The organism is Aureimonas sp. CAS, assembly GCF_059838215.1.
On sequence record NZ_CM187563.1, the window covers coordinates 1,018,124 to 1,036,662 of the forward strand.

19 protein-coding genes are annotated in these 18,539 nt (G+C 66.5%); 18 read left to right on the forward strand and 1 reads right to left on the reverse strand.

Translation table 11 applies throughout. From position 1 onward, the window contains the following. Positions 1 to 163: 163 nt before the first annotated feature. The 16 genes from AC6R2M_RS04915 (at position 164) to AC6R2M_RS04990 (ending at position 10,429) form a co-directional block, all read left to right on the forward strand. Positions 164 to 466 (forward strand): HNH endonuclease, encoded by a 303-nt coding sequence (locus AC6R2M_RS04915; protein WP_500486048.1) that lies wholly within the window; start codon positions 164 to 166, stop codon positions 464 to 466. Then, entirely contained in the window at positions 463 to 720 is a 258-nt protein-coding gene (locus AC6R2M_RS04920; protein WP_500486050.1) for a hypothetical protein, read from the forward strand. Before AC6R2M_RS04915 ends, AC6R2M_RS04920 begins: the two co-directional genes overlap by 4 nt. Positions 721 to 877: 157 nt before the next feature. Next, positions 878 to 1,387: a hypothetical protein gene (locus tag AC6R2M_RS04925; RefSeq protein ID WP_500486052.1), complete on the forward strand. Its 510-nt coding sequence runs from the start codon at positions 878 to 880 to the stop codon at positions 1,385 to 1,387. Between the two features lie 3 nt (positions 1,388 to 1,390). After that, positions 1,391 to 3,133: a terminase large subunit gene (locus AC6R2M_RS04930; RefSeq protein ID WP_500486054.1), complete on the forward strand. Its 1,743-nt coding sequence runs from the start codon at positions 1,391 to 1,393 to the stop codon at positions 3,131 to 3,133. 8 nt (positions 3,134 to 3,141) lie between these two features. Next, the gene (locus AC6R2M_RS04935; protein ID WP_500486056.1) at positions 3,142 to 4,368 is read left to right on the forward strand and encodes a phage portal protein; all 1,227 of its coding nucleotides are present in this window, start codon (positions 3,142 to 3,144) and stop codon (positions 4,366 to 4,368) included. Between the two features lie 2 nt (positions 4,369 to 4,370). Next, positions 4,371 to 5,237: a head maturation protease, ClpP-related gene (locus AC6R2M_RS04940; protein WP_500486058.1), complete on the forward strand. Its 867-nt coding sequence runs from the start codon at positions 4,371 to 4,373 to the stop codon at positions 5,235 to 5,237. Positions 5,238 to 5,247: 10 nt separating this feature from the next. Next, entirely contained in the window at positions 5,248 to 6,564 is a 1,317-nt protein-coding gene (locus AC6R2M_RS04945) for a phage major capsid protein (protein WP_500486060.1), read from the forward strand. A 74-nt stretch (positions 6,565 to 6,638) separates the two neighbouring features. Continuing rightward, positions 6,639 to 6,908: a hypothetical protein gene (locus tag AC6R2M_RS04950; RefSeq protein WP_500486062.1), complete on the forward strand. Its 270-nt coding sequence runs from the start codon at positions 6,639 to 6,641 to the stop codon at positions 6,906 to 6,908. Beyond that, entirely contained in the window at positions 6,908 to 7,540 is a 633-nt protein-coding gene (locus tag AC6R2M_RS04955; RefSeq protein WP_500486064.1) for a head-tail connector protein, read from the forward strand. The genes AC6R2M_RS04950 and AC6R2M_RS04955 overlap by 1 nt, the downstream gene beginning before the upstream one ends. Next, positions 7,537 to 7,878: a hypothetical protein gene (locus tag AC6R2M_RS04960; protein WP_500486066.1), complete on the forward strand. Its 342-nt coding sequence runs from the start codon at positions 7,537 to 7,539 to the stop codon at positions 7,876 to 7,878. The genes AC6R2M_RS04955 and AC6R2M_RS04960 overlap by 4 nt, the downstream gene beginning before the upstream one ends. Next, positions 7,875 to 8,525 (forward strand): hypothetical protein, encoded by a 651-nt coding sequence (locus AC6R2M_RS04965; protein WP_500486068.1) that lies wholly within the window; start codon positions 7,875 to 7,877, stop codon positions 8,523 to 8,525. The genes AC6R2M_RS04960 and AC6R2M_RS04965 overlap by 4 nt, the downstream gene beginning before the upstream one ends. Continuing rightward, on the forward strand, positions 8,525 to 8,920 hold the full coding sequence (locus AC6R2M_RS04970; protein ID WP_500486070.1) for a hypothetical protein: 396 nt from the start codon (positions 8,525 to 8,527) through the stop codon (positions 8,918 to 8,920). The genes AC6R2M_RS04965 and AC6R2M_RS04970 overlap by 1 nt, the downstream gene beginning before the upstream one ends. Positions 8,921 to 8,925: 5 nt before the next feature. After that, positions 8,926 to 9,162 carry a hypothetical protein gene (locus tag AC6R2M_RS04975; protein WP_500486072.1) on the forward strand — a complete coding sequence of 79 codons (237 nt, stop codon included), beginning with the start codon at positions 8,926 to 8,928 and terminating at the stop codon, positions 9,160 to 9,162. Between the two features lie 84 nt (positions 9,163 to 9,246). After that, positions 9,247 to 9,708 carry a hypothetical protein gene (locus tag AC6R2M_RS04980; protein WP_500486074.1) on the forward strand — a complete coding sequence of 154 codons (462 nt, stop codon included), beginning with the start codon at positions 9,247 to 9,249 and terminating at the stop codon, positions 9,706 to 9,708. A gap of 107 nt (positions 9,709 to 9,815) precedes the next feature. After that, positions 9,816 to 10,166 (forward strand): hypothetical protein, encoded by a 351-nt coding sequence (locus AC6R2M_RS04985; RefSeq protein WP_500486076.1) that lies wholly within the window; start codon positions 9,816 to 9,818, stop codon positions 10,164 to 10,166. Positions 10,167 to 10,240: 74 nt separating this feature from the next. After that, complete coding sequence (locus tag AC6R2M_RS04990) at positions 10,241 to 10,429, forward strand: hypothetical protein (RefSeq protein WP_500486078.1); 189 nt, start codon at positions 10,241 to 10,243, stop codon at positions 10,427 to 10,429. A 21-nt stretch (positions 10,430 to 10,450) separates the two neighbouring features. Here AC6R2M_RS04990 and AC6R2M_RS04995 read toward each other — a convergent pair whose 3' ends face one another. Beyond that, the gene (locus tag AC6R2M_RS04995) at positions 10,451 to 10,810 is read right to left on the reverse strand and encodes a hypothetical protein (RefSeq protein WP_500486080.1); all 360 of its coding nucleotides are present in this window, start codon (positions 10,808 to 10,810) and stop codon (positions 10,451 to 10,453) included. Positions 10,811 to 10,866: 56 nt separating this feature from the next. Here AC6R2M_RS04995 and AC6R2M_RS05000 point away from each other — a divergent pair, with 56 nt between their 5' ends. Both AC6R2M_RS05000 and AC6R2M_RS05005 read left to right on the forward strand, forming a co-directional pair. Then, positions 10,867 to 16,989, forward strand: a complete 6,123-nt coding sequence (locus tag AC6R2M_RS05000; RefSeq protein ID WP_500486082.1) for a TIGR02594 family protein — start codon at positions 10,867 to 10,869, stop codon at positions 16,987 to 16,989. After that, on the forward strand, positions 16,986 to 18,539 hold the full coding sequence (locus tag AC6R2M_RS05005; RefSeq protein ID WP_500486084.1) for a hypothetical protein: 1,554 nt from the start codon (positions 16,986 to 16,988) through the stop codon (positions 18,537 to 18,539). Before AC6R2M_RS05000 ends, AC6R2M_RS05005 begins: the two co-directional genes overlap by 4 nt.

Here is an 18,539-nt window from a genome sequence, read left to right on the forward strand (position 1 = left end):
AGCGGAATTGCTTCGGTAAGAGTGTTATTCCACGAAAACCGTGGTGGCGCAAGCCGAAACCATGAAAATCGTGGAAATAGTTCAGCCCCGTCGAACGCGAGTTCGGCGGGGCTTTTGCATGGGGCAGGGCATGGCGCGTATCCCCACGATGAAGACGGGCCGGATGGGCGTCGTCTCGACCCGCATCGCGCCTGTCGCTCGCAGTGACGCGCCAGCACGCTCGCTCAAGCCGACGCTCGACTTCTACGGTTCGGCTGCATGGAAGGCGCTGCGGCTTCAGGTGCAGCGCGAGTGCAAGCGGACCTGCCAAGGCTGCGGCAAGACGGACACGCGGATCTACGTCGATCACATCGTCGAGATGAAGGACGGCGGCGCGCCGCTCGACCGGAGCAATCTTCAAGGGCTGTGCGCCTCGTGCCATGCGAAGAAGACGGCGAAGGCGAAGGCGGAGAGGGCAGTACGATGATCATCAAGATGATCGAGGGCGCGACGCGCGTCATCGGCAAGTCGCAGGGCTACCTCGGTCTCCCGATCCGTGACGAGCTGATCGAGTGCGCGGTGAACGGCCCGGAGACGCCTGCCATGGTGACGGCCTGGGAGCCGACGCCGGACGAACTGGCCGCGCTGAACGCGGGCGCTGCGGTGAACCTTCGCATCCTCGGCACCGGTCATCCGCCCAGCCTCGTCTTCGTCGGCCCGGTGCCGCCCAAGGCAGCCTGACCCCTGGGGGTATCAAAAGTCTGGGCCGGGGGACGCTCCACCGTCACAGGGGGCGGCACGGAGAGATTAAATTTCGGCGGTCGCGAAATTCCAAGCTGGGGAGCGACCAGAGAAGCGCTGAAAGCCCTGCGATGCATGGGTTTCAGATGCCCGTCCGATGTCAGATCGGCGATTAGTTTTCAGGTATCCCATGACCGACAACGTCGATCTGTTCGGCGATCCGGTCCCCGCCAACTTCGGGGGCCGGGGCCGTCCCGCGCATATCCCGACACAGGCGAACCGCGAGAAGGTCAGCCTTCTCCTCGCCCTCGGGTGGAGCAACGAGCGGATCGCGAACGCGCTGGTGATCAGCCAGCCGACGCTTCGGAAAAGCTATAAGGCGGAGTTGCGCGCTCGGTTTCTGATGCGCGACCGGCTGGACGCCCGCGTGCTCGAAAAGCTCATGGCCGGCGTGAACGACGGCAATGTCGGCGCGATCCGCGAGTTCAGGAAAGCGCTCGAAGCGAACGACCGGATGGCGTCGCAGAGCAGGTTCGAGGATCGAGCGGCCGCGCAGGGTGAGAAGGCCGAGAAGAAGGGAAAGAAGATCCTTCGGCAGGAGGCGGCGGAGGCGCAGGCCAGTTCCGGACGCTTCGCTGTCCCGACCGCGCCGCGCCTGGTGCAGTAGGCGATGGAATGGACGACGGCATGCCCCGACTGGCAGAGGCGCATCGTCGATCGCGAGCCATTGATCGCGTCGCGGCCGCTCTTCCAGTCCGAGGCTGACGCGGCGCTCGACGTCTTCAAGGCGTTGCGGGTCGTGGACGTCGCCGGCTCTCCGACCTTCGGCGAGATCGGCGACGACTGGATCTTCGACTTCGTCGCCGCGATCTTCGGTGCGCAGGACCCGGTGAGCGGCAAGCGGCTGATCCGCGAGTTCTTCCTCTGCGTCTCGAAGAAGAACGCAAAATCGACGATCGCCGCCGGGATCATGCTGACTGCGCTCATCCGCAACTGGCGGATGTCGAACGAGCTCCTGATCCTCGCGCCGACGATCGAGGCAGCCGATAACTCCTACAACCCGGCTGCCGACATGGTGCGGGCGGACCCGGATCTCTGGGCGGCGGAAGGCAGTCGGGGCTTCCTTCAGGTGCAGGATCATCTTCGGACGATCACGCACCTGACGACGAAAGCGAAGCTCAAGGTACTCGCCGCCGACAGCGGCACGGTCGTCGGGAAGAAGGGGGCTTTCGTCCTCGTGGACGAGCTCTGGGAACTCGGAAAGCGCCCCCGCGCCGACTCGATGCTGCGTGAAGCGACCGGCGGTCTCGTGTCGCGGCCCGAGGGCTTCGTCATCAATATCACGACGCAGTCGGACGAGCCGCCGGCGGGCGTGTTCAAGGCAAAGCTCGACTACGCGCGCGGGGTGCGCGACGGAAAGATCGTCGATCCGAAGTTCCTGCCGGTCATCTACGAGTTCCCGGAGGCCATGCTGAAGGCCGAGGGGCATCTCGACCCGGCCAACTTCTTCGTGACGAACCCGAACCTCGGTCGGTCTGTCAGCGCGGACTGGCTCGAAGACGAGCTGCGCAAGGAGATGGCGAAGGGTCCGGAGACCCGGAACACCTTTCTGGCCAAGCACCTGAACGTCGAGATCGACATGGGCCTGCGGACGGACCGCTGGGCCGGTGCGGAGTTCTGGATGAAGCGGGCGATCGATCTGTCGCTCGACGACCTCCTCGACCGCTCGGAGGTTGCGGTCGTCGGCATCGATGGCGGCGGTCTCGATGACCTCTTCGGACTGACGATCGTCGGACGCGAGCCCGTCGAGATCGAGGAGGAGGTCGAGATCGACGGCGTGAAGTCGATTCAGAAGGCCAAGCGCTGGCTCTCCTGGTCGCATGCCTGGTGCCACAAGGGCGTTCTCGACCGGCGGCCCAAGATCGCGTCGCGCCTTCAGGACTTCCAGAAGGCGAAGGAACTGACGATCGTCGATGACCAGCTCGCCGACGTCACCGGCATCGTTCGGATCATCGAGAAGGTGAAGGCCGCCCGAAAGCTTGCGGCCGTCGCAGTCGATCCCGCCGGGCTCGGCGAGTTCGCCGACGCTCTCGCGGCGATCGGCGTGACGGTCGAGAACAAGATGCTGCTCGGCGCTCCGCAGGGCTTTGGCATGATGAACGCGATCAAGACGGCCGAGCGAAAGCTCGCGAACGGCACGCTTCTGCATGCCCCGTCCGGTCTGATGGACTGGTGCGTTGGCAATCTGCGGATCGAGCCGACAGCGACTGCGATCCGGGCGACGAAGCAAAATGCCGGCGACGCCAAGATCGACCCCGTGATGGCACTTTTCGACGCGGTGATCGTGATGATCACGAACCCGAGGCCAGCTGCAGCGTCGCCCTATGAGGCTCGCGGAATACGGATGGTTTGATGGGTATTGTGCCGAACATTCCGCGTGGCGCCCTGCATCCGAAGGCGGAGGTCGGTCCGCTCGTCGTCGATCCGGTCGTTCTCGAAACGCTGCGGGGTGGCGGATGGCTGTTCGGCGACGGCGAGGTCAATGTCGATCAGGCGCTTCGCAACCCGACGCTGTTCCGGTGCGTGAGCCTGATCTCCTCAACGATCGGCATGCTGCCGCTGCATCTGATCGAGAAGGGGACGAAGGAGAAGGCGACCGACCATCCTCTGTTCCGGCTCCTTCATAGCGAGCCGAACGCCTGGCAGACGGCTTACGAGTTTCGCTCGCTGATGCAGATGCGAGTGCTGACGAAAGGCAATGCCTACGCGCTAATCGTCTGGTCACGCGACACGGCGCGCGGAGTGCGCAAGCCGATCCGACTTCTTCCGCTCGACCCTGATCGCGTCACGCCGAAGCTCACGGACTCTTGGGAGATCGTCTACGATTACCAGCCGCCACAAGGCGCCAAGCGGCGACTGGCTGCCAGCGACGTCCTTCATCTTCGCGGCTTCTCCACCGACGGCGTCGTGGGCGTCTCGCTGATCCGTCAAGCCCGAGACGCGATCCGGTTGGCGATGGACGCGGACCTCGCCGTGCGCCGACTGTTTCAGAACGGCTCGTTCGTCGGCGCGACGCTGGAGTCGCCGGGGGAGCTGACGCAGGAGGCCTACGACCGCCTCGTCGCGTCTTGGAACGAGCAGTATGCCGGGGCGCGCAACGCCGGGAAGACGCCGCTACTTGAGGGCGGGACGAAGTTCGTCATTCAGGGCACGTCGGCCAAAGACGCGCAGTCGCATGAATTGCGCGGCCGACAGATCGAGGAAATCGCCCGCGTCTCCGGTGTGCCGCGTCCGCTTCTGATGATGGACGAGACCAGCTGGGGGTCCGGCATCGACGCTCTCGGCCAGTTCTTCGTCCAGTACGGCCTGAATCCTTGGTTCGAGGCATGGCAGCAGGCCATCAGCCGTTCGCTCCTTGAAGGCGCCGACAAGGACCGCTTCGTGGTCCGCTTCAATCCGGCCGCCCTCCTGCGCGGGTCCTTGAAAGATCAGGGCGAGTATCTCGCGAGAGCGCTCGGCTCAGGCGGCCATCAGCCTTGGATGAGCGTCCCAGAGGTCCGTGACGTGCTGGACCTGCCCGAAAGAGATGTCCCGCCAAACCCTATGGCGGGCCACAACGGCGGCCCGCCGCTGCGTTCAGGGGAATGATGATGGACCGCACCGCCCGCTTCTTCGCCAAGCTGCCCGTGATCGATCAGACGATCGAGAGGCCGCAGGGCTTTCGCTACGAGCCCGAGCAGCCGTTGGCTTCCTCATTCACAGCACGGTCGGGTGTCCAGACCGGCGATGCCCCCACGATCAGTCTCTTCGACTTCATCGGGGACGGCGGGTTCGCGGATGCTCGAATGGCCGCAGCTCTTCGAACCATCGGCGCGGACACCGACCTCGTCATCGAGATCAACTCGCCTGGGGGCGACTACTTTCAAGGCGTCGCCATGTTCAACATGCTCGCCCAGCACCGTGGGAAGGTAACTGCGAAGATCATGGGAATCGCGGCTTCGGCCGCGTCCCTCGTCGCCATGGCGGCCGATACGATCCTGATCCCCTCGAATGGGGAGATCATGATCCACAACGCCTGGGGCATCACGGTGGGCAACGCGCAACAGCACGCCTCCACCATCACGACGCTGAAGCACCTCGATCAGGCCATGGCCGAGACCTACGCGAAGCGCGGAGGCCGCGAGCCTGCCGAGATGTTGAGCCTCATGAGCAAGGACAGTGGCGCCGGGACCTATTTCAGAGGGCAGCAGGCCATCGACATCGGCCTCGCCGACGCGCTGCTCGACGTCCGCGCCGAGGCCCCGGTCTATGCGAATTCCGACGACGATCTCCCGCACTCGTTGCGTGAATGGGATCGCAAGCTGGCAGAGGGCGGTCGCATGACGAAGGCCGAACGCCGCCAGCTCTTCAACGATCTTCGCGGCACGCAGGACGCTGCCGCAACCGCCATGCAGGACGCTGGCGTTCTTGCGAGCCTTCAGCAGCTCGCTTCCACCGTGAATGCACCCAACTCCTAAGGAGGGTCCGATGACCCAGCATTTCATCCCCGGTCGCCGGGGCCTCGTTGCCGTGCGCGCGGAAACCCCGCCGACGGACATCAAGACGGCGATCGAAGCCGTGAACCGCGGCTTCGAGGCATTCAAGGCCGAGCATTCGAAGCAGCTCGACGACCTGAGGAAGGGCAAGGCCGACGTGGTCCTCGACGAGAAGGTCGAGAAGATCAACGCAGCGGTCGGCACGATGCAGGGCAAGGTCGACGAGTTTCAGGCGAATGCCCAGAAGGCGATCGACGAGATGAGCGCGAAGTTCGCTGCCGGCGCCCTCGGCGGCGGAGGGGCGGAGGTCGATCAGTTCGCCGACCCCGAATACTCCAAGACCTGGGCGATGTTCTTCCGCGAGGGCGACAACGAGAGCCAGATCAAGGCGCACCAGAAGGACGGCCCGCGTGCCGCGATGACGGTCGGGTCCAATCCGGACGGCGGCTATCTGGCACCGGTCGAGTGGGACCGCACCATCACCGACCGCCTGAAGGAGATCTCTCCGATCCGGCAGAACGCGACGGTGCAGTCGATTTCGGGCCCGGGCTTTCGCAAGCTCTATTCCGACCGCAACGTCGGTTCGGGCTGGGTCGGCGAGACCGCGTCGCGGCCCGCGACTTCCACGCCGCAGGTGTCGCCGCTCGATTTCAATGTCGGCGAGCTTTACGCCTTCCCCTTCGCGTCGCAGCAGCTGCTCGAGGACTCGGAGGTGAACATCGAGCAGTGGCTCTCGGGTGAGGTCGAGACAGAGTTCTCCCGGCAGGAGAACATCGCGTTTCTCTCCGGCGACGGCGTCAACAAGCCGTTCGGCCTGCTGACCTATGTCGAGGGCGCGGCGAACGCCGCAAAGCACCCCTGGGGCGCGATCAAGGCGGTGGACAGCGGTGCGGCCGCCGGGCTGACGTCGGACGGTATCATCAACCTGTTCTACGACATCCCGGCGGCGTTCCGCCTCGGAGCCAAGCTCTACACGAGCCGTCTCGCGCAGCGGGACATGCGGAAGCTGAAGGACGGCCAGAACAACTATCTCTGGCAGCCTTCCTTCGTCGCCGGCCAGCCCGCGACGCTCGCCGGCGAGGCCATCGTCGAGGTGCCCGACATGCCGGCGGTGGCCGCGGGCAACGTGGCTGCGCTCTACGGCAACATGGCCGCGACCTACACGGTGGTCGATCGCATCGGCATCACGGTCCTGCGTGACGCGCTGACGAACAAGCCGTTCGTCGGCTTCTACACGCGCAAGCGTGTCGGCGGCGGCGTCCACAATGTCGAGCCCATGCGCGCGCTGAAGATCGGCGTCGCCGCGTAAGGCGCGCGACCGCGACGGCGAATGAGGCGGGCTCCGGCCCGCCTTTTCCGTTCTCACCAGCACAGGAGGCCACCATGGCCGAAAAGAAGCCCGCTACGCAGACCGCCGACAAAGGCGCCGCGCCGGCCACCGAGTTCGAAGCGTCCGGCGCGCCGGCGCAGATCGTCTCGGATGTCGATCCGTCGCACCCGGCCGTGGACAATGATCCGCGTGCGGAAACGACCGCCGATCAGAACCGCATCGACTTCAACGACCCGACGATCTCGGGCGCGAAGGCCGTCGAGCGGAACCTGAAGGCGCAGGCCAGCGAAGCGTCGGCCGCTGACGACGAGGCGAAGGGCTGATGATCGGCCCGGCCATCAGGATCGAGGAACCGGCGTCCCTGCCGGTGACGATCGAGGAGTTGCGGTCCTTCTGCCGCGTCGATGGCGCCGGGGACGACGATCTCCTCAAGCGCCTCGCCGCGTCAGCGGTCGCGCGCCTCGACGGCTACTCGGGCCAGCTCGGCCGGGCCATCATCAATTCGAGATGGCGCCAGGAGTTCGCCGCCTTCCCACATCCGATGGAGCCGAAGATACGGCTCAAGCTGCCGGACGTCTCTTCGGCCCAAATCTTCCGGATCGACGCCGCCGGAGACGACATGCTCGATCCGATCGAGAACGTCGATCTGCAGCGGGACTTCATCGGCTGGTACGTCCTCCCGCGACGCCGTCACGCGTGGCCTTCTGGGCGGGGTGCTGTCGAGTATGTCGCCGGTTATGGCGAGCGCCCGGACGACGTGGACGCTGCCGTGCGCGAGGCGATCTGCATGATCGTGCAGGGCACCTACCGGATGCTTTCGGCGGAGGCGACGCTGCGCGTCGAGACGATCGAAGGGGCGTCCAGCCAAGGCTACTTCGGCCCGGAGATCATGCAGAACGCGACGACCGCTCATGTGAAACAGCTGCTCGCGAAAGCGCGGTGGAGGCCGGCATGACGACGCCTGCGACTTACCGGCGCCTTCTCACCCGGCGCGGCAGACGCGTCACCATCGAACGGGTCGTTGCGAACCAGCCTTCGATCAGGGTCGAGAACGTTCGGGCGCGTGTCCGCGGGCTGACGCAGGAGGAAATTGCCGGCGGGATCAATTCCACGAGCCGCAAGGTGCTGATCCTGGCGGAAGACGTGCCGGCGTCCTTCCTTCCACTTCGCGCGCAGATCGATCGCGTCCTCGTGGACGGCCTGACGCTGCGCTTCGACCGGCGGCCCGACGACCAGACGCATCGTTCCGGCGAGACGCTGCTCGCGATCGACGGCGTCCTCGTGGGCGCATGACGATGAAGCTCGAACCCTTCAATCGACAGGTTCAGGTTTTCCTGGACGATCTGAAGAGCCCAAAGGCCCGATCCGCCCGGCTGGCGCAGGTGGCTCGGGAAGGCATCGCCGACATCCGCTCGCAGAACCGTGGCGCGACGGGCTCCGATCCGGCCCCGACGGTGTTCGTGGACGGCCGCAAGGGCGGCGCATTGGAGAATGTGAAGCCTGATGGTCGGATCGTCGCCGAATTCGATCTCGTCACGAGCGTACTCGAATGGATCGGGGAGGCTCTGCTTCTGGAATCACCCCGCCTGACCGGACGCTATCAGCGGAGTCACGAGTTGCGTGCCGATGGTCGCCTCGTCGACCCGGACGGCAGCATCCCGCAAGCCAGCCGCTACGAGTTCACGAACATCATGCCGTACGCTCGGAAGATCGAGCCGGGCGCCTCCGTGCGCGAAGCCTCGCGGCTGCGGGGCCGACGCCGCCAGATGGCAACGACCGCGCCCGGTCAGTCGTCGCAAAGCCTGGACGGGGTGTACGCCGCGGTTTCAGCGGTGGCTGCCACCCGCTTCGGCAACATCGCCAAGATCCGCTACCGGCTCGACCGCTTCAACCAGGCGACCGGCTACTCGCACCCGTCCATCGAAGTCGAGCCCCGCTGATGGCGCACCCTTCCGTCGTCCAGATCGTCGAGGCGCACCTGAAGGCGGGCTTCGCGCACTGCCCGGTCTTTGTCGAGAACGAGGTCGTCGGCACGCCGGATGACGCCAGCGAGTGGCTGCTGATCGACTTCCCATGGTGCCGCTCGTCGTGGATCACGGCGGACGAGTTCGAGGAGGAGGGGGCCTTCCGCGCCATCCTCGCGCTGCAGCCCGCCGTTGGCGCCCACGTCGGCCGGGAATGGCTGGAGGAGATCGCTGCGCTGTTCCGCGGCCGGGCCGTCTGCGGCGTCCAGTTCTTCGCTCCGCAGTCGCCCGCCAGCGGCGACCAGAACGACGCCGGCGGCTACTGGCGCCTCGAGATCACCGTTCCCTACCGCACCACGATCGAAGGATGACGATCATGCCGAACATTGCCAACATCTCGAACGCCGCCGTGCTTTTCCGCGACAAGGCCGGGAAGGTCATCGAGATCGCGCCCGCCGAGGCGAAGCCGGTCGATGTCGATAAGAGCGATCCGCGCATCGTGGCTCACGTGAACGCCAAGCTGATCGAGGTCGGCGGCACTCCGTCACAGGCTTCGAGGACGGCGCGTGAGAAGGCGCTCGTTCCGCCGGCGGAGACGCCTGCCACCGAATAGCGGCTTCGCCGCTCCACCCCTCGCGCGAGCGAGACGTCGGCCGCCGCGAGCGGCCTTTTTCATGTCCAAACGAAGGAGGCCCCCATGGCCAACAACCCCGCGCCGGTCGCCCGCTCGAAGATCTCGATCGGCTCCCCCACCGCAGCTTACACCGAGGCCGCCCTTTCGGCGGACACCTACGTTCAGATCAAGCACATCCGCTCCGTGCCCGGCTTCGGCGACACGTTCCAGGATGTCACCGTCGAGGAGGTCGACGACCCGCGCGTCCGTCACGCCAAGGGTACGGCGAACGGGGCGACGATGGAGATCGTCTGCACCCGCAAGGATAAGGACCCCGGCCAGATCGCCATGATCGCGGCGGCGAAGAGCTACGAGTCCTTCAATCTGAAGATCGAGCTGGCGAACCCGGACGGCACGTTCGACGTGTTCTACAACTCGGTGCTCGTCCAGTCCGCGAACGTTGGCGCCGGCGGCCCGAACGACACGCAGACCCGCACCTTCACCTGCCAGCCGCAGGAAGCGCCGATCGAGGTCCCCGCGGCCTGATCCGACCTCTCGCGCGAGAGCTGGGCGGCGGTGCTGTCGGGGCGCCGCCGCTCTACCCGACCTTTCCCCGGCAACTCTTTCGATCCCGGCTATAGGAACCCGACGCCATGTCCCTCACGTCTCATGTCCGCATCTCGCTCGGCGACACCGAGTATGAGCTCAAGCCCAGCCTGAAGGCGGCCACTGCCGTTTCGCAACGCTTCGGCGGCTTCAACGGCGCCCTTCAGGCCGTCGCCAACAACGACCTCGCCGCCGTCACCTACATCGTCCGCCAGGGCGTGACGGTGAAGACGATCTCGACCGACGACCTGTCGGAAGCCGTCTACGAGGCTGGCACGCGGAACCTGATGGCGGACATCATGCGCTACGTCACGCGCCTCGCGAACGGCGGCAAGGACCCGGACGAGACCGACGCCGAGGAAGCCGGCGAGCGTGAAGAGGGAAACGGCGAGGTCTGACGCCGGAGGACGCTCTCGTCGATCTCTACCGGGCGGCAGTGAAACTGCTTCCCGGATGGAGCGACGGCGCGATCATGAGGTGCGATCTTGTCCGCCTTCACGTCGCAATCGACGCGGCACGCGAGCGGACCGACAGCGACTGGCGGCAGCGATACCGGATCGGCGGCTTCAAGATCGACGATCCGGTGCCGGAACCGGCCAGCGACGAGGCCTTCAACGATCAGCTGAGGGCCACCATGGCATTGTTCAGGAAGGCGGAGTGATCCGCCTTCCCGTGCCCGCCCCTACAGCCCGGACCGAATTCGGGCTTCGAGTTCCGGGGACATCGGCGCACCGGCGGCGTCGAAAACGTTCGAGCCTTGCCGACGGATCACATGCTTCGACACCTTCATGGGGTCGCGGTTCTCGCTGCCCGATGCTGCCTGAAGGCACATGATCCAGATTTCATGATCTGGCCCCTCATTGGGTTTGCCGAGAAACTGTCGAGCACACCGGTGAACGCCTTCTGCGGCGTCCATGTCGAAAAGGTCGCCGCGCGTCACCTGCGCTGTCGCCGACCCCAGAACAGCGAGCAGCGTCGCTGCCGCCAGAACTAGCACTCGCATATGCGCCTCCATAGCGGTCCCCTCGTCGGACATAGCCATGTTGCGCGCTCTCTCCAAGGCTTCCGACGCGGAGCCCTTTCATCGCTGGGGGTCTCATGACCGAAACGGTCGTCCGCGCAGTATTCGAAGCGGAAGAGCGCGGCGTCGCCAAGACCGAGGCTGCCGTTCGAGGCCTTGGCTCCGCTCTGAAGGACGTCTCGCAAGCCCAGAGCGAGAACGTCAAAACGTCGCAGACGGTGGCGAAGTCGATCGAAGGCATCGAGCGCTCGGTCGAAAGCGTCAATAAGCGCCTGGCCGGCGCACCTTCAGCTTGGAACCGCTACGAATCCTCGATGCGCGCGGTGAACGCTGGCATGAAGGCTGGCCAGCTGAGCGCGGAGGACTATGCGCAGTCCGTCCAGCGCATCCAGCGTGAGCTGCAACGCGTCGTCGCGCCTCGCCTGGACATGGACGTTTCGACGTCCGGCCTGTCGGCGCTTCTGGGGAAAAGCGAACAGGTCAGCGCGGCGCAGCGCGAGGCGGCGAACTCGATCCTTCGCACGTCGCTGGCGCAGCAGAGGGCCGACGCGGAGGCCGCGCGAGGCCAAGAGGCGCTTGCGCGCGAGACGGCGCGCTATGGCGCGGAGATCGAAGCGCTGCGCGCCAAGCTGGACCCCACCTACGCCGCGACACAGCGGATGTCGGCGGAGATCGACGAGCTGGCGCGTCTGGAGCGCGCCGGTATCGCGATCCATGGCGGTTATGAAGCCGCCCTGGAGGGGATCGTCCTCAAGTACGATGAGACTGCGCAGGCCGCACGGCGCGCCACCGACGCACAGTCCGCTTTTCTGCAGAACGCCCGACAAGCTCAGGCCGAGGCGAACGCTCGCTTCGTGGCCGATCAGAACCAATCCGCTTTCGGCAACGCCCTCGGCATCCGGCCGCTGGCCTCGGGATCAGCGAAGGCGAGCGCTTCCGTCTTCGAGGAAGAGGCGCGGAAGCAGGCCGCGGCGGCGGAAGAGATCGCGCGAGCCGACCGCATGCTCGCGGAAAGTGCCGCCAAGCTCCGCGCCGATCTGAACCCTCTCGGAGCAGCCTATGCGAAGCTTGCCAAGGATCAGGCCGACTACGCCGATATGGCTCGAAAGGGCCTCATCAGCCAGGACGAACTGACCGCAGCCAATGCGCGCGCCCGCCGCGGCTTCGCTGAATTCTCCGCATCCCTCGATCGGGGTCCACAGCGGATCGGGGTTGTCCAGCAGGCCGTGACCCATCTGCGAACTGCGGTCGTCAGCCTCGTGGGTGCGTACGCGACATTTGCGACGGTTCGCGCGATCGGAGGCATGGCGGATGAGTGGTCGGATCTCCAATCACGCGTGGCGAACGCGACCGGCAGTCTGGAGGCCGGAAGGGCGACGCTGGAACGGCTCGGGGAGATGTCTGCGCGGACCTACTCGCCGCTCACCCAGACGACCGAAAGCTGGCTGAGCCAAAAGCTCGCACTGGATGAGCTTGGCATCTCCACGTCGCGGCAGCTCGATCTGATGGAGACGTTGAACAACAGCCTCGTCATCAATGCGACTCGCGGCCAGCGCGCTGAGAGCGTTCAGCGGGCTTGGTCAAACGCGATGGCAACGGGCGTGCTTCGGTTGGATGGCCTAAACACCATTCTCAGCAATTCCCCTCGTCTTGCCGAAGCTCTTGCGGCGAGCCTGAACACGAACACGAACGGCCTTCGTGCGATGGCGACGTCGGGGACGCTGACCGCGGACAAGCTCGTCGGTGTATCGAGCCAGCTCGAGGCCACTCGCCTCGAGGCTGACGCGATGAGTGCGACGATCTCCGATGGCATGATCCGCATTCGCAATTCGCTTCTCCAGTTCGTCGGGGCGGCGGATCAGACGGGTGGGGCTTCGTCGAACCTTGCGGATCAGCTGGTTCGGATCAGCGTCTGGCTGGACGAAAACCGCCACCTCGCATCGGCGATGGGGAACGACGTCGCGATGAGCATCGCAACGTTCCGCTCGCTTGCCGACGATGTCCTCGGCACCTACGGCGCTCTTCAAGCCGAGGTCGGAGCCATCCGCGACTGGTTCGGCGATATGTCGTCGTCCATCAACGATTTCGTCGACGACGTGGTCGGATGGCTGGACCTGATCCCTTCCGCATCGAGCGAAGCGGCTCGTCTTCTTCCTGAAGGATGGGAAGACGCGATGCGGCAGCTGCACGAAATTGTCTCGACAGGCGTCCAGAACGTCGTTCGGACGATGGCGACCGTGCCCGCGATGGGCCATGCCCTGCGCGAGGGCATTCTCGGGAACGGGTTCGCGGAGACCTTCGCCGCCGAGCAGCAACGCTTCGTCGAGCTGATCAACGGGGTCGGCTCGGCAGTGGGTGACGCGACCGGTTTCCACGTTACCCTCGACGAGGTCGTTGTAGAGACGGCAGAGTCGGCCGCCCTGTTGAGCGATACGCTTGCTGATACGGCGGGCTCGGCGCGGGCCGTCGGCGAGACCATCTCGAACGGAATGGAGCGTGCCAACAAAGCCTTCGCTTCGCAGATCCGGACGCTCGAACAGAACACCGACGCGTTGCAGCGCCAGATCGACATGTTCGACGCGACTGCCGGCGCAACAGCGGCGGCCGAGCTGCGAGCGCGTGAGTTCGCCCGAGCATGGGACATCGCCCGCGAGGCAGGATTGAAGGCGATCCCGGCCGAGACGCTCGCGGCAATCGATACCGCCGCCGCGTCGGTCGGCGGGCTGACCGATCAGCTCGCGCGCATGAACCTTGATCGGGGGCAGGGGGAGGCCATTCGGCAGCTCGCTTCCGAAATCGAGCTGATCGGCGTCAGCGAGGGCGCGCGCAAGGTTGCGATGGCCGGCCTTCAGGCCGAGGCGGAGCTTCGCCGTCAGAACATTTCGGTGACCGAGGCGTGGGGGCAGGCTTACGTCCGGAACGCGCAGGTCATGGCGGCGGTGCGCGTCCAGATGGACGAACAGAACGCGGCGTTGGAGAAGCAGCGCGAGCTCGTCGAGAACGTCGCCTCGACCTTCCTCGACATCTTCACCGACACCTCCTCGGACTCGTTCTTCGATCGCATCCTGAAGGGCCTCGGCGATATCAGCCGCCAGTTCGCCGACCTCGGCAAGGAGCGCCTTCTCGACATGATCACGGGCGGGTCGGTCGGTTATACGTCCGGCTTCCCGGCGCCGGGCCAGCGCACGGTCGCGCCGATCGGCGTTCCCCTTGCGGCGAACCAGAACTCGCCTGCCGGCATCAGCGTGGGTGCCGTCACGGCGCTGAACGACAACCTGCGCCAGTCCTCGCAGTCGGCGATGGATGTTGCCAAGCAGTTCGATGGATTGAACGAGCGCGCCGACAGCCGCGTGTTGGACTCGTTCATGCAGGCGTCCGGCACGTGGCAAAACCTGTCGGCCCGCGACACCGCCTGGTGCGCGGCCTTTGCGAACGCGGCCCTCGTCGAGAGCGGCCAGCGGGGCACCGGGTCGAATCTCGCCTCGTCCTTCATGGGCTGGGGACAGGGAACGAACGCTCCCAAGCCAGGCGACATCGTCGTGTTGCGTCCGCAGGCGCGGGGCGCGTCGGGCCATGTCGGGTTCTTCGACGGCTTCGACGATCGCGGCAACGTCCGCGTCTTCGGCGGCAATCAGTCGAACGCTGCGAACACGCGCACCTTCGCCGCGAGCGAGGTTCGATCCTTCCGCACCGCGGTCGCTGGCGGCGTCATCGACGCGCAGCGCGCCATGGCGACCGGGCAGGCCGGGATCGTCGCGTCCGGGCCATCCATGTCCGGCGCGGCGTCGCAGGCGATGGCTGGCGGATGGGGCGGCTTCGGCCCGACCCCGGGGCAAGGCAACGCTCAGCTCGGCATGCTCGGTCGCGCGCAACAGTTCATGCAGTCGCCGCTCGGCATGGGCGGGATGAACGCCTTCTCGGCTTTCGGCGCAGGCATGTCGTCGGGCTCGCCGATCTCGGGCGGCCTGTCCGGTGGTCTCGGCGCGATCGGGATGGGGCTCGGGCCGGTCGGGATTGCCGCGGGCGTCGCGGGCGGACTTCTTGGCGGCATCTTCGGCCGCTCTCGCCGCAAGAAGGAGGAACGCCGGCAGCGTGAGGAGCAGGAGCGGCAGCAGCGCCTCCAGGCGCAGCAACAGCTCGACCAGCAGCTGCCGGCCATCCTCGAACTGCAGGACACGCTTCTCGATCGCGCCTCGGGCACTCTGACGAAGGAGAAGGCCCGGATCGAGAGCCAGCTGAAGCAGTACCAGACGCTCGCTGCAACGGCGAAGAACCAAGCGGAGATCGACCGCCTGACGTCGATGCAGGCGAACCTCGATGACTACATGGAGCGGCTCTACGACCAGCTCCGGCTGACGGCAGGCAGCGTCGTTCAGTCGATGCTCGCAGGCCGCGGTCTTGAGCCCGAGTTCGCCAAGTCGGTGTCGGCGGTGCGCGAGCAGAGCCTGTCGATCCGCAACTACCTGGCCGACCTCACGGCGGCTGCCGGCGCCGGCTCGGCCGAGGTGCAGGCGGCCACGGCGGCAGGCCGTGAGCAGCTCCTGCGCGCACTGTCGGGCGCCGAGGAAGTCACCGAGATCTGGACGAAGCTCGACGCACTGACGGGCACGGCGTCGCAGCTGTCCGCCGAGCTCCAGAAGCTCGGCATGTCGGCCGAGGATGCGGGCCGGGCGATCTCCGATCACCTCGGCCGTGGCATTCAGCGGCTTCGCGACGAGTTCGTGCGCGGGATCGCGGACGAGACAGCGGAGGGCATGGGACTCGGCTACCTGCCGCAGCTGCGGGCGCTCATGGAGCGCCGCGAGACGATGCGGGCGGACGCGACCTCGCTTGGCGCCGACCCGGCGCTGATCGACCGGTGGTTCGGCGTCCAGGCGCGCAACATCCTCGATCAGGCCGGGCTCCTCGACAAGGAGATCGCGCCGCTGGTGGCTGCGTTCCCTGATCTCGCCAACGTCCTCGGCGATGCGTCCGCGAAGATCGAGCGCTCGCTCGCCGACGCAGAGAACGACCTGCGGACCGCCTACCAGCGTGTCCGTCAGTTCGCCGATCAGCTCGCCTCGTTCCGCGACGACATCAAGCTCGACCGCAACCTCTCGACCCTCGGACCGGAAGAGCGGCTGCTCGAAGCCCAGAAGCAGTTCCGCACGGTCGCGGAGAAGGCGGCGGCCGGGGACGCGGAGGCGCAAGGCGAACTGATCGGCCTGTCGCGATCCTACCTCGACGAGGCGAAGGCCTTCTACACGACGAGCGAGGCCTACTACGCGATCTTCCGCGAGGTCGACGGCACGTTGAAGTCGACCGAGGCGAAGGCCGTTGCCGAACTCGACCTCGCCAAGTCGCAGTACGGCGCGCTCCTGTCGTTGAACGAGAGCGTCTTGACGATCCCGCAGGCGCTGGCGGCGATGGACGCAGCGCAGGCGGCTCGCGATCTGGCGCAGGGGCAGGCGTTGCAGGCCTATGTCCAGGCACTGAACCCGCAGGCAGCCATCCCGAGTTACCAGGCGCCCGGTCCGGTGACGGGCAACCCTGCTCCGGCTCTGCCCCCTGTGACAGCAGCGCCGAAGCCGAGCGTTCAGATCTACAACAGCGGGCGCTTGGAGACCGTGACGGGTGCCTACGGCGCCCACAACGGGGCTCACATCTTCATCCCCGAAGGGATGGCGCCAGCGGACGCATACCGTTGGAACATCCTCCACGGGCTGATGCGCGACCCGAACGCCGGCACGACCGGCCCGCAGTTCAACTACGACACGCGCCGCCTCGGCGGCGAGATCGGTCGTGGTTTCAGCGGGCTCGGCCACCAGGCCGGCGGCGTCGTCGCGAACGGCATTTGGGACGTCGATAGCGTCTTCGCCCGCCACCGTGACGGTGGAGCCGTGATGCTGGCCGGTGGCGAGTTCGTCACCACCGCGCGCGGCGTCACACCAGAAACGCGACCGGTACTCGACTTCATCAATCGCGAGCATCGCCTGCCTGAACTGCGCATGCCTCGGATTGCGATGCCATCGGCACCATCGATCCGAGGTCAGGACAACCGCGAGCTGGTGGCCGCAGTGCGACGGTTGGAAGCGGGGCTGGATCGCGTCCGCCAAGCCGTCGGCCTCGGCGCCGTCGAGACCGTGGGCGCCGTCGAGCGCGGCACACGCGTCGCGCAGGAGCGGGCCATGGAAGCCAAGCGCCAGAGGGCGGCTGCATGATCTACCTGATCGAGATGGAAGCGTTCGACACGGTGGCTTCGGCTCCCGTCGTCGAGCGCTTCGCGACGCACGGCTACACGACCCGGCCGACGGACGTTCCGGCGAACGTCCACTTCGAGAGCCGTATCGCCGATCCTGGCAACTACCAGCGATCGGTCTTCGAGCAAGGGCGGACGTCCGGCCCGTCGTCGATCGGCTACGGGCTGATCGAGCTCGTGAACGCCGATGGCGGGCTCGACCGCATGGCGAGCTTCGCAGTGGACGGGCGCCGGCTGACGATCCTGTCGCTTCCCGATCCCCGTTCGCCGTGGTCCGCGCGCAAAGTCGTCCTGACGGGCACGATGGATCAGATCGAGCTCGAATGGCGCAAGGTCTCGATCCGCCTCCGTGACCGCTCGGCCGAGTTCTCCGAGCCGCTGCAGCCGAAGGACTACGCGGGCACGACGATCTCCGGCGGGCTGAACGAGGCCGAGGGCGAAGACGACCTGAAGGACAAGCCGAAGCCGCTCGCCTGGGGGCGGCTTTTCAACGTCTCGCCGGTCCTCGCGAACCGGTTCTCGCTGATCTGGCAGGTGTCCAGCCGGCCCTTGAGCGCGGTCGATGCGGTCCGCGACAATGGCGTGGCGCTGACCGCTGACGTCGACTACCCGACCCTCACGGCATTGCGCGCTGCGACGATCCCGACCGGCCGCTATGCGACCTGTCTTGCCGCTGGTCTCATCCGCACGCAGCGCGAGCCGGCGGGCGATCTGACGGTGGACGTGCGCGAGGGTGCGAACGGCCAGCGCTCGGCTGCCATGACAGCGCGCCGCGTTCTAGAGTTCGCCGGGTTCGTCGCCGGCACCGACTTCCTCGCCTCGGACTTCACCGCGCTTCATGCGGCCAACCCAGCCGAGGTCGGGTGGTGGACTGGCACGGAGAAGGCGGACGTCGCGTCCGTCCTCTCCGCGCTCCTCGGCAGCGTCGGCGCGTGGATCTCGCCGGACGCGCTGGGCCGGTTCCGAGTGCGCCGTCTTGATGCCCCGAGCTTCGACCCAGCCGCCCCGATCCTCGACGAGGTCGTGATCCTCGACGGCGGCGACGGGCTGGCGCGCCTCGCGACCGGCGACGATGGCAAGGGCGTCCCATCCGCCAAGGTGACGGTGCGCTACGCTCGGAACTGGACGGTCCAGACGAAGGCCACGCTCAATGCCACGAACTCGACGCCGGCGGTGCGGGCGTTCGCCGTAGAGGAGTATCGCAACGCGGTGGCGGAGAACGCTGCGGTGCGGACGGTCCATCTGCTCGCAAAGGATCTGACCTTCGACACGGCCTTCGCCTTCCTTGCCGACGCGCAGGCCGAGGCGACCCGCCGGCTGGCGATCTACGGCCAGCGCCGCGACCGCTACCGCGTGCCGATGAAGGCCGAGGAAGCGTCCGGCGTCACGCTTGGCGACACGCGGACCCTCGCCATCGACCGCTTCGGCCTCGGCGCCGGCAAGACCTTCGTCGTCATCGGCGAGGAGGTCACGCTTGCGACCGGCAAGATCGTCCTCGACCTCTACGGATAG

Excerpts from the sequence above, each read along its gene's own strand:
- AC6R2M_RS04915 (WP_500486048.1), top strand. The coding sequence starts at position 164 with ATGGGCGTCGTCTCGACCCGCATCGCGCCTGTCGCTCGCAGTGACGCG.
- AC6R2M_RS04920 (WP_500486050.1), top strand. The coding sequence starts at position 463 with ATGATCATCAAGATGATCGAGGGCGCGACGCGCGTCATCGGCAAGTCG.
- AC6R2M_RS04925 (WP_500486052.1), top strand. The coding sequence starts at position 878 with ATGTCAGATCGGCGATTAGTTTTCAGGTATCCCATGACCGACAACGTC.
- AC6R2M_RS04930 (WP_500486054.1), top strand. The coding sequence starts at position 1,391 with ATGGAATGGACGACGGCATGCCCCGACTGGCAGAGGCGCATCGTCGAT.
- AC6R2M_RS04940 (WP_500486058.1), top strand. The coding sequence starts at position 4,371 with ATGGACCGCACCGCCCGCTTCTTCGCCAAGCTGCCCGTGATCGATCAG.
- AC6R2M_RS04945 (WP_500486060.1), top strand. The coding sequence starts at position 5,248 with ATGACCCAGCATTTCATCCCCGGTCGCCGGGGCCTCGTTGCCGTGCGC.
- AC6R2M_RS04950 (WP_500486062.1), top strand. The coding sequence starts at position 6,639 with ATGGCCGAAAAGAAGCCCGCTACGCAGACCGCCGACAAAGGCGCCGCG.
- AC6R2M_RS04955 (WP_500486064.1), top strand. The coding sequence starts at position 6,908 with ATGATCGGCCCGGCCATCAGGATCGAGGAACCGGCGTCCCTGCCGGTG.
- AC6R2M_RS04960 (WP_500486066.1), top strand. The coding sequence starts at position 7,537 with ATGACGACGCCTGCGACTTACCGGCGCCTTCTCACCCGGCGCGGCAGA.
- AC6R2M_RS04965 (WP_500486068.1), top strand. The coding sequence starts at position 7,875 with ATGACGATGAAGCTCGAACCCTTCAATCGACAGGTTCAGGTTTTCCTG.
- AC6R2M_RS04970 (WP_500486070.1), top strand. The coding sequence starts at position 8,525 with ATGGCGCACCCTTCCGTCGTCCAGATCGTCGAGGCGCACCTGAAGGCG.
- AC6R2M_RS04975 (WP_500486072.1), top strand. The coding sequence starts at position 8,926 with ATGCCGAACATTGCCAACATCTCGAACGCCGCCGTGCTTTTCCGCGAC.
- AC6R2M_RS04980 (WP_500486074.1), top strand. The coding sequence starts at position 9,247 with ATGGCCAACAACCCCGCGCCGGTCGCCCGCTCGAAGATCTCGATCGGC.
- AC6R2M_RS04985 (WP_500486076.1), top strand. The coding sequence starts at position 9,816 with ATGTCCCTCACGTCTCATGTCCGCATCTCGCTCGGCGACACCGAGTAT.
- AC6R2M_RS04990 (WP_500486078.1), top strand. The coding sequence starts at position 10,241 with ATGAGGTGCGATCTTGTCCGCCTTCACGTCGCAATCGACGCGGCACGC.
- AC6R2M_RS04995 (WP_500486080.1), bottom strand. The coding sequence starts at position 10,810 with ATGGCTATGTCCGACGAGGGGACCGCTATGGAGGCGCATATGCGAGTG.
- AC6R2M_RS05000 (WP_500486082.1), top strand. The coding sequence starts at position 10,867 with ATGACCGAAACGGTCGTCCGCGCAGTATTCGAAGCGGAAGAGCGCGGC.
- AC6R2M_RS05005 (WP_500486084.1), top strand. The coding sequence starts at position 16,986 with ATGATCTACCTGATCGAGATGGAAGCGTTCGACACGGTGGCTTCGGCT.